Annotated in this window: 15 protein-coding genes; 13 read left to right on the plus strand and 2 right to left on the minus strand. The window is 47.5% G+C overall.

Translation table 11 applies throughout. From position 1 onward, the window contains the following. Positions 1–7 precede the first annotated feature (7 nt). The 11 genes from QGP82_RS18250 (at position 8) to QGP82_RS18300 (ending at position 11,021) form a co-directional block, all read left to right on the plus strand. Entirely contained in the window at positions 8–1,162 is a 1,155-nt protein-coding gene (locus tag QGP82_RS18250; protein ID WP_499060591.1) for a Rieske 2Fe-2S domain-containing protein, read from the plus strand. 4 nt (positions 1,163–1,166) lie between these two features. Then, a complete protein-coding gene (locus QGP82_RS18255; protein WP_499060592.1) occupies positions 1,167–1,475 on the plus strand; it encodes a 2Fe-2S iron-sulfur cluster-binding protein in 309 nt (102 codons plus the stop codon). Continuing rightward, entirely contained in the window at positions 1,465–2,481 is a 1,017-nt protein-coding gene (locus tag QGP82_RS18260) for an aromatic ring-hydroxylating dioxygenase subunit alpha (RefSeq protein WP_499060719.1), read from the plus strand. The genes QGP82_RS18255 and QGP82_RS18260 overlap by 11 nt, the downstream gene beginning before the upstream one ends. A 3-nt stretch (positions 2,482–2,484) precedes the next feature. Then, positions 2,485–3,246, plus strand: coding sequence for a sterol desaturase family protein (locus QGP82_RS18265; RefSeq protein ID WP_499060593.1), 762 nt, complete (start codon positions 2,485–2,487; stop codon positions 3,244–3,246). A gap of 32 nt (positions 3,247–3,278) precedes the next feature. Then, positions 3,279–3,506 carry a hypothetical protein gene (locus QGP82_RS18270; protein WP_006516505.1) on the plus strand — a complete coding sequence of 76 codons (228 nt, stop codon included), beginning with the start codon at positions 3,279–3,281 and terminating at the stop codon, positions 3,504–3,506. After that, the gene (locus tag QGP82_RS18275; RefSeq protein ID WP_499060594.1) at positions 3,490–4,146 is read left to right on the plus strand and encodes an acyltransferase; all 657 of its coding nucleotides are present in this window, start codon (positions 3,490–3,492) and stop codon (positions 4,144–4,146) included. The genes QGP82_RS18270 and QGP82_RS18275 overlap by 17 nt, the downstream gene beginning before the upstream one ends. Beyond that, positions 4,130–5,659: a GH3 family acyl-acid amido synthetase gene (locus QGP82_RS18280; protein WP_499060596.1), complete on the plus strand. Its 1,530-nt coding sequence runs from the start codon at positions 4,130–4,132 to the stop codon at positions 5,657–5,659. The genes QGP82_RS18275 and QGP82_RS18280 overlap by 17 nt, the downstream gene beginning before the upstream one ends. 70 nt (positions 5,660–5,729) lie before the next feature. Continuing rightward, positions 5,730–6,881, plus strand: a complete 1,152-nt coding sequence (locus tag QGP82_RS18285) for a transporter substrate-binding domain-containing protein (protein ID WP_499060597.1) — start codon at positions 5,730–5,732, stop codon at positions 6,879–6,881. A 286-nt stretch (positions 6,882–7,167) separates the two neighbouring features. After that, positions 7,168–7,806: a helix-turn-helix transcriptional regulator gene (locus tag QGP82_RS18290; protein WP_499060598.1), complete on the plus strand. Its 639-nt coding sequence runs from the start codon at positions 7,168–7,170 to the stop codon at positions 7,804–7,806. A 796-nt stretch (positions 7,807–8,602) separates the two neighbouring features. Next, positions 8,603–9,559 (plus strand): Rpn family recombination-promoting nuclease/putative transposase, encoded by a 957-nt coding sequence (locus QGP82_RS18295; protein ID WP_499060599.1) that lies wholly within the window; start codon positions 8,603–8,605, stop codon positions 9,557–9,559. A gap of 1,150 nt (positions 9,560–10,709) precedes the next feature. Next, positions 10,710–11,021, plus strand: a complete 312-nt coding sequence (locus QGP82_RS18300; RefSeq protein ID WP_499060600.1) for a hypothetical protein — start codon at positions 10,710–10,712, stop codon at positions 11,019–11,021. Positions 11,022–11,089: 68 nt separating this feature from the next. Here QGP82_RS18300 and QGP82_RS18305 read toward each other — a convergent pair whose 3' ends face one another. Continuing rightward, entirely contained in the window at positions 11,090–11,569 is a 480-nt protein-coding gene (locus tag QGP82_RS18305; protein ID WP_499060601.1) for a hypothetical protein, read from the minus strand. Positions 11,570–11,880: 311 nt separating this feature from the next. Between QGP82_RS18305 and QGP82_RS18310 the strand changes: the two genes are divergently transcribed. Then, a complete protein-coding gene (locus QGP82_RS18310; protein ID WP_499060603.1) occupies positions 11,881–12,192 on the plus strand; it encodes a hypothetical protein in 312 nt (103 codons plus the stop codon). Between the two features lie 69 nt (positions 12,193–12,261). Here QGP82_RS18310 and QGP82_RS18315 read toward each other — a convergent pair whose 3' ends face one another. After that, a complete protein-coding gene (locus QGP82_RS18315) occupies positions 12,262–12,483 on the minus strand; it encodes a hypothetical protein (RefSeq protein ID WP_499060604.1) in 222 nt (73 codons plus the stop codon). Positions 12,484–12,796: 313 nt separating this feature from the next. Here QGP82_RS18315 and QGP82_RS18320 point away from each other — a divergent pair, with 313 nt between their 5' ends. Next, positions 12,797–13,237: a hypothetical protein gene (locus QGP82_RS18320; RefSeq protein ID WP_499060605.1), complete on the plus strand. Its 441-nt coding sequence runs from the start codon at positions 12,797–12,799 to the stop codon at positions 13,235–13,237. Positions 13,238–14,489: the final 1,252 nt, after the last annotated feature.

Genomic DNA, 14,489 nt, shown 5'->3' on the forward strand with positions numbered 1-14,489 from the left:
AATAACCATGACAACCATATTTAACAACTGGGATATTGTTGCCAGGGGCTGGTACCTGGTCACAGCCTCTAAAGAGATCCCCAAAGAAACCGTTAAATCCTTTGACATCTGTGGCCAACGCATTGCCATTTTTCGGGGTCAAGACGGCAACATCCGAGCCCTGGATGCCTATTGCCCCCACATGGGCACTGACCTGGGCATTGGCAGTGTCGACGGTAACCACGTACGCTGTTTCTTTCACCATTGGGCCTTTGACGGCGACGGTCAATGCCAGGATATTCCTTGCCAGGATCACATTCCTGCTGGGGCTACGCTGCAATCCTATGCCACGGAAGAAAAGTACGGCTTTATTTGGATTTACCCAGATAGTGTGGCACCGACAGCGGTGGCAGAATTTGATGAACTCAAGCACCATGAACTGGCCGTTGTCGCCGATCGCCCCCTAACCCGCAAATGTCATCATCACATTTGCATGATCAACGGCATTGATGTGCAGCACCTGCAAACCGTGCACCATTTACCCGTGGATCTCGAACTCTCACTGGAACAAGAGGGAGAACACATTGACTTTACCCTCAGCGGAGAGTTTCTCCATACCAACTGGCGAGAGCGTTTAGGTCGAGCCATTTTAGGACCGCGCTATGCCTACTCCATGCGCTATGCCCACGGTTGCCTGGGGTTACTGACCATGATGAAAGCGGTGCGCTGGATCCCCCAGTTATATATGCTCTATGCCTATAGACCTACAAAGTCGGGGGAGACATTTATTCAGCCGATTTATGTCACCCAAAAACGTCCAGGCATCATCGGTTGGCTAGTCACTCACCTACTGCTGTGGCTAACACGGCTGAGCTATTACGCCCTGCGCGGTGAAGATGGCATGATTTATGACAATATTCGGTTTAGCACTGAACGGCTATTGCCGGTAGATGCGCCCATTGCCCACTACGTGAGGTATGTAAATGGGTTGGTGCCTTCGAGGTGGTCGAGCCCTCACCCTAATGCTTTCTCCCAGGAGCATCTTGGTTCTCAGGATTTTGGCCCTCACCCTAAATCCCTCTCCCTGGGGAGAGGGACTTTGAAGGTTAACTCTAAATTACCAAGGCAGAATAGTTTAGGTTCTTTCTCCCCTTCTCCCTGGGGAGAAGGGGCTGGGGGATGAGGGCATGTCTTGCAAAATCTCTTTCCCTGACACCGATCACGCCGCCGTGACCATTGCAGCCCACACCCCCCTCGCTGACACCCTGACCGTCCAAAACTCTCCCATACTCTTCGGCTGCCGCACCGGTATCTGTGGCACCTGTTTAGTCACCGTCACAGGAGATGTTCCGCCCCCTAGGCCTGAGGAGCAGGAACTGCTGGAGGTACTGGCTCCCGATTGTCCCAATGCACGCCTTGCCTGTCAGCTTGATATCACCCACGACCTGAAAATTTATCCCTATGGAAGTCCCGATAACCCTCCCAATTCAGTTTGAGGATTTTTGGTATGTCGTTGCCCTGAGCACACAGCTAAAACCTAAAACTGTTTTACAACGCACCGTCTTAGATGAATGGCTCGTTATTTTTCGAGGAGAAAATGGCCAACCCGTTGCCCTCAGAGACCGCTGCCTGCATAGAAACACCAGACTCTCCGGAGGCAAGGTGCATCAAGGACAGCTGCAATGTCCTTACCATGGCTGGCAATATGCCCCCACAGGGCAGGTCACCAAGGTGCCCGCCGAAGGAGAACAATTCGCTGCTAACTCCAATCGTTGTGCCAAAGCCTACGATACCTGTGAACAGGATGGCTATGTGTATGTGCGACTGCGGGGCGGATTGGAGACTCAGCCCTTTGCCATGCCCCACTTTCAAGCACCAGCCTGGGAAACGGTGCGAGTGATCAATCGCTTTGCCAACAATGTCACTAACTGCGCGGAGAACTTTATCGATATTCCCCACACGGTTTCCGTACATCCTGGAATCTTTCGAACTGCACGGCAACAGCAGCTAGCCATGACGGTCACACGACATCAGGGTCGCGTCACCGCCACCTATCGCAATGAAACCAATAACCTGGGCTGGTCCCGCTGGTTCTTAAACCCCCAGGGCCATGAAATCTGTCATCGAGACTCGTTTCATATGCCCAATGTGACCAGCGTGGAATATACCATGGGTCCCCACCGCCGCTGTTTTATCACGAGTCAGTCGATTCCAGAAACGGAGAATTCCACGCTGGTGTATACCGATGTGACATTTAACTACGGCATTTGGAATAAGCTGGCCAAGCCATTGGTGCGATGGACTGCCCAGCGCATTATTGACCAGGACATTGGGGTCTTGGGAGTGCAGGGGGATGCGATCGCAAAGTATGGCACCCACTTTCACCACACCCCCGCCGACACCATTCACATTTTTGTCGAATCCATTCGAGATGCGATCTCATCCGGCAAGGACCCACGCACCTTGCCGGACCAATCCGCTGACATTACCTTTTGGGTATAAACCATGATTATTTTTGGTACTTTTGTTCTTTTAGTCAGCCTCACCGCCTGGTGTAGCTGGTCAGAACTTACCCAGAAAACTCTGCATGACTGGATGCTAGACAGTGCCGGTTTATGGGTACAGGGACTCTTTATCCCCCTGGTTCAACTCACCTGTTTACAAACGTTGTACCAGCAACTACTTCCCCACTGGCAACAGGGTCTAGCATTACACCCTCTGATCGCCTTTGTTCTTAGCTTTGTTGCGGTGGACTATCTCTATTACTGGAATCATCGCTTTCTCCATAGTCCCTGGGGCTGGTTTGCCCACCAGGTACACCACACCGTCAGCACCATGGATGTTTTAGGCACATCCCGTAATACCCTATGGAGTAGTTTTTTAATTGTGTATTTATGGGTCCATGGACTGTTTATCTATCTATTGAACGACCCCACCGCCTATGTTTTAGGCGTCAGCCTCACCGCAGCCTTAGATTTGTGGCGGCATAGCCAGTTTAGTCCTCAGCCAGGCAGCTGGTTATACCACTGTCTATCCGGCTGGTTAATATTGCCTCAGGATCATGGCTGGCATCACCAGAGTGCGGCCCAGGCTTGCAACTATGGTGCCAATTTTAAGTTGTGGGATCGTCTCCATGGCACCTGGCAGCAGTCCGACCAATGGCCGTTAGCCCTAGGACAGACATTTCCTTTCAGCCTATGGCGACAGCTACTATATCCACGAGCAACTCCGCAAGCAACATGTATGCAGACACATTCGCTAGACTGATCGTCTGTTCAGTTTGTTTGTTGTTTTACCCCATGTCTTCAATAGAATCCAATGAGCGCCTGATGTTGATTATCATCTGCGCGATCCCCTTTGCAGCATTACTATACTGTGGCCTTGTTTTTGCCATTGTTTTAACCGTTCCCGCCGTTAAAACCTATCCCCTGCTATTTGGGGGGATTTCCGCCCTGCTTCCGCTGGTCACGGGGGCTGCCATCTGGGTTGGTCCCCGCCGCGACATCAACCATGACTCTGTTAAGTAAATTTTTATCTTTTTTTCCCACCCTAACATTAAGTTTAGCGACAGTCTCTTTAGCCTACGGCATCTGGGAACACAGCCTATGGAGCGTAATGCTGTGCCTGTTTTTTCTCTATGGGTTTCCCATACTGTCTTATCGCATCCATCATTCTGTTTATCCCCTTGAGAATGGCATCAGCTATCTCCAGGGCAGTGATTATTCTCCCTGGTGGGGCAGTCATCAGTTTCAACTGATCTACATTGCGTTTCCGGCGTTAGAAACTCTGTTGAGATTGGTGCCCGGTGTGTTCTCTGCATGGCTGCGGCTATGGGGGGCAACCATAGGCAAACAGGTGTACTGGACACCGGCCTTAGAAATTGCCGATCGCGGGCTGTTGACCATTGGCGATGGCGTGGTGTTTGGCCATCGCGTGGGCCTGTACAGTCACATCATTAAGCCGCGACGGGATAACCTGATGCTTTATCTAAAGCCCATCACCATTGGGGATGGTAGTTTTATCGGCGCAGGTTCTTACATTGGGCCAGGGGCCATGATCACCGTAGGCAGCTACTTAGAAGCCGGTAGTGAGATTTATCCCAATAGCACTGTTAATAGTGCTGAGGAGCATAGCGCTGAGGAGAAAACCCATGGGCTGGCTGATTAGGGGATTTGGCTCACTGCTGGCCCCAACCGCCAAGCGATTTTATAAAACGTTGTCACAACCGCAGGCTACCCAGCAAACGTTGCAAAACGCATTATTTCAACAATTAATGCAAAGTAAGTATGGCAAATCGTTAGGAATTAAGTCTGTTGATGACTGGCACAAGATTCCGATAGTCACCTATGGGGATTTGCAGCCCTGGATCGAAGACAACAATTCTCTAAATACAGATCCTGTTCTCTTTTATGAAAAAACATCGGGCAGTAGCGGTCCCGCCAAACAGATTCCCTATACTCGTGCTTTGCGAAAGTCTTTTAACACTTTATTTTGCGTCTGGGCCCATGACCTGATTGTCAATGGTCCAGGGTTTGAGACGGGGAACGTGTATATGTGCATTTCTCCCAAGCTGTTGGCCCCTGGAGAAACGCCAGCGGGGTTACAGGACGACTCTGAATATTTAGATCTATGGCTGCGGTGGTTGCTTAAGCCATTTCTAGTGTCACCGCCCGATGCCCATAAACCCCAAACCCCTGAGGTGTTTCAGGCAAACCTGTGTAAAACCTTGTTGTTAGCAGAGAATTTAGAGACGATATCTATCTGGAGTCCTAGCTTTTTAAAGGTGCAGCTGGACTATATTCACATTCATCGAGTGGCGTTGCGATCGCAACTCACCCACCAGCTCTCCCCAGCCCGCTCCCACCTACTGAGTCAGGAAACCATCAACTGGGAAGCCTTGTGGCCCAAGCTAAAACTCATTTCCTGCTGGGACAGTGTTTTGGCAGCCGATCAGGTGAGTGCCTTGCAAAACCATTTTCCCCATACCCTGATCCAGGGCAAAGGGTTACTGGCCACCGAAGCACCCATGACCGTACCGCTGCTGGGCGCAAATGGCTGTGTGCCTATGCTGACAGAGGTTTTCTTTGAGTTTGAAGATGAAGCGGGCGCTATTCACCTGCTGCATGAGCTGGAGCTAGGGCACACCTACAGCGTAATTATTTCCCAGAAAGGTGGACTCTACCGGTATCGCATGGGCGATCGCATCCAACCCACCCACTATTATCAATCCACCCCCTGTCTACGCTTTTTAGGCCGCAGCCATAGCACCAGCGACATGGTGGGCGAGAAACTCACCTTAACCTTTGTCAGCCAGATATTAACTCAGTTAGAAACTCAGCTAGACCTGCCAGACAATGCGTTTAAATGCCTGGTACCTTGTTTATCACCCCAGCCCCACTACAGCTTATTCATTGATCACATCAGCCGATGCGAAACCCATACAGCCCAGGTTTTAGACCAGTTACTTTGCCAGAGTTTTCACTATCGACAGGCGCGGCTGTTGGGGCAACTACAGCCTGCACGGATCTACGCTTCATCAGATATCCCGCAACGGCTGATGCATTACCACTATCAACACGGTAAACGCCTGGGTGATGTGAAATATCCGCATCTATTAACGACTGCCATACAAACAGCGGAGACCCTTTTAAGTAATCCCCATTACAGCCCGTTGCGTTAAAGCGGTTGACCCTAAGGGAATTCCCCTACAAGATTATCCATATTGCAAAACCGCTCACAAATCGCGAGTCATGTTCAGATACCTTGGCGCACTGATGGCCACAGCTCTGGGGCTATGGTTAGCACCACCAGCTGCCCTGGGCCAATCTACCCAGACATGGGACCAATCGTTGGACCAGGCATGGCAGACGCTGCCTGTCAGCCAACCCCAACCCAAGCTAACGATTCGCGTCGGCACTAAAGAACTACCGCCCTTTGTTTCCCTAGAACCTGCCACCCTGCCCTATGGCTATAGCGCCGACCTATGGCAAAGCATCGCTGATGATCTGGCCTTAGAGACCGAATGGGTGACTTACGAATCTGTCAGTGACCTATTGGTGGGCCTCAAAAACGGTGACGTTGATGCGGCCATTTCGGGTATTTCAGTGACAGCTCAACGGGAAGCAGCAGGGTTTGACTTTTCCTATCCGTTTTATCAATCTGGGCTACAGCTAATGGTCACCAAACCCAAGACGACGGTGATCACCTTTGCCAGCGGCATGTTTAACTGGCAAAATTTCCGCCCCATTGTGCTGATCTTCGCCAGTAGCACCGCTGTAGGTGGCCTGATCTGGCTGGTAGAGCACAAACATAATGACCATTTTTCGGGGAATCCGCTGCGAGGTGTCAGTCAGGGCATCTGGTTTGCCGTGGTCACGTTGGGCACCTTTGGCTATGGCGATGTCACCCCGACCAAGTTTATTGGGCGTTTGATTGCCACCCTATGGATGGGGCTAAGCTTCTTTATCGTGGCAGACTTTATTGCGTCTCTGACGGTGCATCAGCTGAGTGAAAATCAGCTGGATTTGGCGGCCCTCAGTGGTGAGTCAGTGGGTGCATTAAAGGGCACAACCGGGGAAGTATTTTTACAGAGTCAACCGGTCAAATTAGTCACCTATCCATCCTTTGCCGCCGCCGTCACCGCATTAGAAAATGGCAAAATTAAAGGCCTGGTGCAGGATGCTCCGGCATTGCGTCATTTTATTAATCTCAATCCTGACTCGTTTGAGCTAGCAGGTACGTTATTGACCCATGAGGGCTACGGTATCGCGGTGCGTGAAAATGATGCCAATCTATTGGAGGCCATCGATCAGCTGATTTTGGACTATCAGCAGCAGGGCTTTTTGCAACAACTACACGAGAAGTGGTTTAACGCATCGGAGCTGGAGTCCAGGGCTAGATAAAGAACTTGTGGAAAATACGTAGACCGTTCTGCTTTACGGCGTAGTTAGGGGAAATATGCATATTTTTCGCGACTTTACCCTATATATCAGTAATACAAAATCCTGATTGATAGCGCCCGGTATCGCAGTGCATCCCCAGGGCAATGCCCCTACAGGATTGTCTATTTTGAATCGGGTTTCATGAATTCGGATTGGGTATGCCATCTGCATCTACAACAGTTAGACCCTTTAATGGGCTCGGATCACTCGAATTCCCGCATTTAAGTTTGACAATCCCGAGATGACCATGACACTTCAAAGCTCCCTGAATCGGCCTGCCAATCTGCAACCTGCATGTTTATCCAATTCACTGGCTTCTTCAAATGAGACTATCATCACGCCTATTGTGCAGAATTGTGGTGATGATGGTGATGGCATTTTGATTTTGACCGAAGATGGTCAATGTGTTGAGAGTAATAGCTCGGCACGATGTATGTGCGATCGCATCAACCAAGATTTTCCTTCTACAAACTCAGTCCCCCAGGAAATCTGGAATACCTGTCAAATTCTGATTAACAGTCGCAAGAACTTCCCTAACCATCTAACAGCTACTGAATCAGAATTAAAACTTAAACAATCCCACGGACATGTGCGCATTCGAGCGCGATGGTTTAACCGTGGTGATCGTCCTTACATTCTGGTGATCTTAGAAAACCAAAAACAGTCTAAAGAGATTTTAGCGATAACTGAGGCGATCCGGTATGGGCTCAGCCCACGAGAAGTAGATGTCTGGATTCTTCATCGCATTGGTTATAGCTATCAGGAAATTGCTGCGGAGCTACATATTGCTCTGAACACGGTCAAAAAACACATGAAGAACACGTACGCTAAGCAGCAGATGGTGATGATAATAGAAGAGTCTTACACCAAGTCTCTCGCCAGCTAAGAGAGTTTCGTCCATAAAATGGGTATCAATTTAAGCCGGAAAATGTTGGCTGGGTGAGATGTTGGTTATTGGGTGTCAGGATCTATATCCTCCTTGACTCCTGACTTCTTATTCTGTTTGGCTGAGCGGTTCGGCTGAGTTCACCGTCGAAGCCTCACGTCGAAGTCAAACTCGCAATGCTGGGGGCTTTGAGTTTTGTCCCCCCAGCATTGGAGAGACTCTAGGTATGCTTGCTTGAGTAAATGTAAATATGTCCATAAAAGGGTTACCGTGTATACATAAATCGGAGAGAATAGTCAAACTCCTTAAGATTCACTTGTTTCAAGATAGTCTGCTAATGGTTCCCCTTGGTAAGGCTACGGTGTATACACATCTAGAAGATAATGTCCCAAAAAGTAGACCTGACCTTGAATTGGCCCACTCTGCGAGAAGCCGCTTTGGCGTCTACATCCTAAATCCTTCTCCCTGGGGGCGAAGGACTTTGAGGTCAGGCCCCCCTTCTCCCTTAGGGAGTAAGGGGTTGGGGGATGAGGGCTCGATATTTGGAGCGACTCTCCGACTTATGTATACAGGGTAGCCTTCGTAAGGTGAGGACATCCTACAACATATTATATTTTGCGATTGGGATTTTATTGATGTGCATTCCCCTGAGGGATCCCCATTAACTATCAAATATCTCCCCCCTGCCACCTAAAAGATAGTTGTACAGTATAGGTATTGGCAAAATTCTTAGCTACAATTAAACCAGAACAGATAAACTATCTCAATCTGCCTTGTCTGGCCATCGGTTGCCGCTATGTCCTTCCCATTGCAAGAACGCTATATCAATCTTCTCACTGATTTTGGGTTTAAGCGCGTCTTTGGCTCTGAACCTAATAAGCAACTGCTGATCGACTTTCTGAATACGTTACTGCCTGCCTATCACCACATACAGACTCTCGCCTACAAAACGACTGAGGTGTTGGGAAATACGCCCATTGACCGCAAAGCCGTTTTTGACCTCTATTGCCAGGGAGAGAATGGGGAACGTTTTATTGTTGAAATTCAAAAGGCCAAGCAAAACTATTTCAAAGACCGCAGTGTTTTCTATGCCAGTTTCCCCATTCAAGAGCAAGCACTGAAGGGGGATTGGAACTATCACTTAGCCCCTGTTTATTCCATTGGGGTATTGGACTTTGTGTTTGATGATCATAAACATGACGACACTTACCTGCACACGGTAGAACTTAAGAATCAGCATTGCGAGGTGTTCTACGATAAGCTCAAATTTGTTTATATTGAACTACCTAAATTCCAGAAGTCATTGACAGAACTGGTTTCGCATCAAGACCAATGGCTATATGTGCTTAGACATTTGCCTGAGCTAGATGATCGGCCCCAGCCTTTTCAAGATCCGGTCTTTCTACAATTGTTTGAAATTGCCGAAATTGCTAATTTTTCACCTACTGAGCAAGATTCTTATCAGAATAGTCTTAAGTATTATCGAGATCTCAATAATGTTGTGGATACGTCACGAGAAGAAGGGCGCTTAGAGGGCTTAGAAGAAGGGCGCTTAGAGGGCTTAGAAGAAGGGCGCTTAGAACAGGCGAGGTCACTGATTTTACGACAGCTAACTCGAAAGCTGGGGGAGATGCCTCAGGATGTTGTGGAACAGATTGATCGGTTATCGCTGGTGCGGCTAGAAGCGCTGGGGGATGAGGTGTTTGAGATGACTAGTTTGGATGATCTTAAGGCGTGGTTGATGGTGGATTAGGGTGTGGGTTAGGGGTCAAAGGTTGTTCAGGTTCCGTTCGGCTGAGCGGTGCGGCTGAGCTCACCATCGAAGCCTCACCGTCGAAGTCCAAACCCCTTAAGATTCAATTGTTTCAAGACAATCTGCTAATGGTTCCCCTTGGTAAGGGGAACCGTCAGGGAGGGGTCTGGATCACTTGCGAAAATGGCCGAAGACCCCTCCGTTGGTTCCCCTTACAAAGGGGAACCGTTGTTTATCATGCTCAATGCTAATCATCTTCCAGTTGTGTTTACACAGTAGCTTACGAAGGGGGATAATGCAGGATGGTGAACTCCCTTTTGAGATGTGTTTACACCGTAGCTTATCCAAGGGGGACCGTTGCCGTCATAGTCGATGTTAATAATCTTTCAGATGCGTTACACGGTAGCCATAAAGGCGGCCTGGATAACCAATGGCGTCTTTCCCAGGTGTCGTATTAAGTAATATGCTTTGACAAGTGAATCACCCCTAGGGTATAGACAAGCCTCAAACCCACGCCCGGTTCAAAACCGAGCGCTAATCGAGGGCTGTCGCTAAAGCGACAACATTGGCTGTGAAACTCTATACATATAGCGTTTGCCGTTCTCTTAACCCCTTTAGTGGGTTTTGTTCCAGTTAGCCTTGCGACTTTGAGTCCAAGGCGGGTTGACGCTTCATCGCCAGGGGCAAGAGCTGAGGTTATCCCCACTGGGAATCGCTATATAACCATTTGGGAAACACCCATGCCGATCAGCATTCCTTAATCACAATCACACTTGGGCGAAGTAAACCAGATGGTAGATATCGCAAAATCTGGTGTCAATCTTAGGTATGCTCTTTATACTGAGCAGTCAGTGCGTTAAGGCACAGAGTATTCAAGCTGCAAAATATTGTTGCGTAGTGCTTGACCCTAGTGGGCCACTGGCGTTGACAGTTTTGGCTCTGACTCAAACAAATAATTCACGGATATCTGCCATGGACCAAAAGCAACCATCGGGCATTGCGAACAGAAGCGAAACATTATATTAAGTAAGAATCGTCACTAAGAGATATGTTGTAGATGCAAAATTCCTGGATTTTCAATACTAACCAGAGATGTTCTCTACCCTTGACTCTGTGAGCATGCCCCCTCAATGAAAGGAAATGAATTGAAATGGCAAAGATAACACTGAAGAAAGTTAAACTTGAAGGTGGTTGGTCTGGCAGCTACCAAATCGATATTCGTTTTATCGGTACGCCGATAGGTGCCCCAGTTACAATTAGCCAAACCTCTCAATGGGTCCATTATCCACCTAACACTACTTTGGAAATTCCTGGTGCTGGGAATCTCTGGCAATTTGTAAATGGCTCTTATTTCAGCATGGCTGCCACGCCGCTCAATAATACTCCAACCCAAACGAATGTTGAAGCAGTTATTCGTTTTGGTAACCGTGATACTCACGTCAGATATGACATTGTGCCATAAGCTAAGAATTGATTGTCTCTAGAAATTGTTTTTCCGAGAAAATCGATAACTGCATAGGCTTAACGACATTATCGACGAGACTCAGGAGGAAAAAAATGTTGTCGTAATGTTGCATCAGACGCAGCAGCTGGATTGTTTTGATTGTCCTGTCGATAAGCTCGTCTCAGAGCTTCGAAGTCCCAATTAGCTCTTCTGCTAGAGTTGCCACTTTCAGTATGAATCATCGATCTCAACCAATAATAACCCACCTCTCCAGGATTCGCCTTAATTGCTTGATTCGTAATGCGTAAAGCAGCTGTAAAGTTACCATCATTATAGAGTTCAAGACCTCGAACAAAATCTTCCTGCCCAGGCATAGGCTCCACAGGTAAAAGCTCTTCTTCAGGAGACTCTTCTTCGATGACGCATAGATGGCTTAAATCTATAATTTCGTCTGCTTGCGATACATAGCAGACTGGCATTGCTAAGGTTGGCATCGCAAAACTACATCCTACGGACATAGCAATAGTTAAAAGAAAGCTGCCATATAGCTCGGGAACTAATCGCATAGCTTTAAAATTTATTTAGCAATATCATCATAGTAGTACACATCATGCAACCGCTAATCGTTTTTACAAACGATAGATAAACAGCCTCAAGAGCCCAAGCATCAGGACTCTAGGTTGTTTGATGTAACTGTAATAACAGCTTGCAACTCTAAACTCGTGGTATACAGAAGCGAAATATTATATTAAGTAAGAATCGTCACCAAGAGATATGTTGTAGATGCTAAATCCCTGGATTTTCAATACTAACCAGAGGGTTTCTATGCTCTTGACTCTGTGAGTATGCCCCCCTCAATGAAAGGAAATTAATTGCAATGGCAAAGATAACACTGAAGAAAGTTAAACTTGAAGGTGGTTGGTCTGGCAGCTACCAAATCGATATTCGTTTTATTGGTACGCCAATAGGTGCCCCGGTGACAATCAGTCAAACCTCTCAATGGATCAATTACCCACCTAACACTACTTTAGTACTTCCCGGTATTGGAAATCTCTGGCAATTTGTAAATGGCTCTTATTTCAGCATGGCCGCCACGCCGCTCAATAATAGACCCACCCAAATAAATGTTGAAGCAGTTATTCGTTTTGGTAACCGTGATACTTATGTCAGATATGACATTGTGCCATAAGCTGAGAATTGATTGTCTCTAGACATGATGTTTTTCGAGAAAATCGATAACTTTATAGGCTTCACGGCATTATCGACGAGACTCAGGCGAGAAAAAATGTTGTCGTAATGTGTCATCAGATACGGCAGCTGGATTATTTTGATTTTCCTGTCGATAAGCTCGTCTTAGAGCTTCGAAGTCCCAATTAGCTCTTCTGCTAGAGTTGCTACTTTCAGCATGAATCATCGATCTCAACCAATAATGACCCACCTCTTCAGGATTCGCCTTAATTGCTTGATTCGTAATGCGCAAAGCAGTAGCTTGGGAACTAATCCCATAGCTTTAAAGTTTATTTAGCAATGTCATCATGGTAGTACAAATCATATGACCGCTAACCGCTTTTATAAACGATAGATAAACAGCCTCAAGAGCCCAAACATCGGAACTCTAGGTTGTTTGATGTAACTGTAATAACAGCTTGCCACTTTGAGTTCGTGGTATCTTTATCTTATTAAAGATAAAGTGCTAATACCCATAATATCGCTAAAGTTCCTGAACCTTCGTAAACGTTCATCAGTGTAGTAGTTCCCCAATTAAGCTATTCCCACGGAGCATGTTTAGTGTCATGACCAATCCGAACAGGCGTCAATTTATTCGATATGGTTTTGTGGCTGTTGGAACCGGCGTTTTAGCTGTTTTGGGTAATCAAAACTCTGCGGCATCAGCAAGCGGCCATGGGCCAGGTACTGCAATATCTAAAATAGTTTTGAAAAAGGTCATGCTTGTCGGCAACTGGCCAAGTGACACCGAGCTAGACATTCGTTTTATAGACAAGAAAATAGGTTCACCTTTATTCATCGATCAAACTTCGAAGTGGGTTGATTATCCAGCTGATACTGCCCTTAATCTAACGGCACCTGGTAATCTCTGGCAGTATTGGGATGGTGCCTTTTTCAGTATGTGTACTCAGCCAATATTAGATGTCAATCTACCTCAAAAAGATGCTGATGCAGTCATTAAGACTCCGTTGGGTGAGGTCCATGTTAGGTATGACATCATCGCTTAGAGTTGAGTAGAGACGAGCCTCAGACCCACGCCCGGTTCAAAACCGAGCGCTCATTGAGGGCTGTCGCTAAAGCGACAACATTGGCTATGAAGCTCTATACATAAGCGTTTGCCGGTCTCTTAACCCCTTTAGTGGGTTTTGTTCCGGTTAGCCTTGCGACTTTGAGTCCAAGGCGGGTTGACGCTTCATCGCCAGATGCAAGAGCTGAGCCTTTTACGAACAGCCCTGCTGTTCGCTCAACCGGCAAGAAACACAATTGTCGTGATTCTGTCGACAATCAGTCTATTTTAGGGTTGATTAGCTTGTGTTTCTTAGGAGTGTTTCAAGACAGTCTGCTCATGGTTCCCCTTGGTAAGGCAGGGCTGTTTCATTGTATAGATAGAAAATCTGAAGGCATTGAAAGCTCATTTGAGAAACAGCATGCTCTACGTGGAGATGGACCGTGCCAAACAACAATGCGATAACCTGATTAATCGACCCCGCCGTAACCCTTAATTTAATGCAATTGAGGACAACTCAGTAGGCTGGGTTGTAGGGCGGCCTCCCGGCCCTGCCCAGGGGGTTTGGGGAACTCGGAGGGACCCCAAGCAACCGGTTTTGGTTCCCTCCGATCATATCTCGATTCAGGATAAACAAAGTCATAAGCCTTACAGATTTTCTCTGGTGAACACGAAACAACCCTGCCTTGGTAAGGGGAACCGTCAGGGAGGTGTGTGGATCACTTGCGCTAATAACCGAAGACCCCTCCGTTGGTTCCCCTTGGTAAGGGGAACCGTTGTTTATCATGCTCGATGCCAATCATCTTCCAGTTATGTATATTCAGTAGCTTACGAAGGGGAATTAAGGGAGTAAGGCAGGGTTGTGAACTCCCTTTAGAGATGTGTATACACGGTAGCCATAAAGAGACGAGCCTCAAACCCACGCCCGGTTCAAAACCGAGCGCTAATCGAGGGCTGTCGCTAAAGCGACAAAATTGGCTGTGAAACTCCATACATATAGCGTTTGCCAATCTCTTAACCCCTTTAGTGGGTTTTGTTCCAGTTAGCCTTGCGACTTTGACTCCAAGGCGGGTTGACGCTTCATCGCCAAATACAAGAGCTGAGCCTTGATCCCAACTGGGAAACACATATACCACTTGGGAAACACCTATGCCGATCAGCATTCCTTAATCACAATCGTACTGGGGCGAAGTAAATCAGATTGCAGATAACGCAAAATCTGGTTTCAATCCTAAGTAGAACTTTTATACTGA

It is taken from the genome of Leptothoe sp. LEGE 181152 (genome assembly GCF_032906605.1).
GTDB classification, from domain to species: domain Bacteria; phylum Cyanobacteriota; class Cyanobacteriia; order Phormidesmidales; family Phormidesmidaceae; genus Leptothoe; species Leptothoe turfae.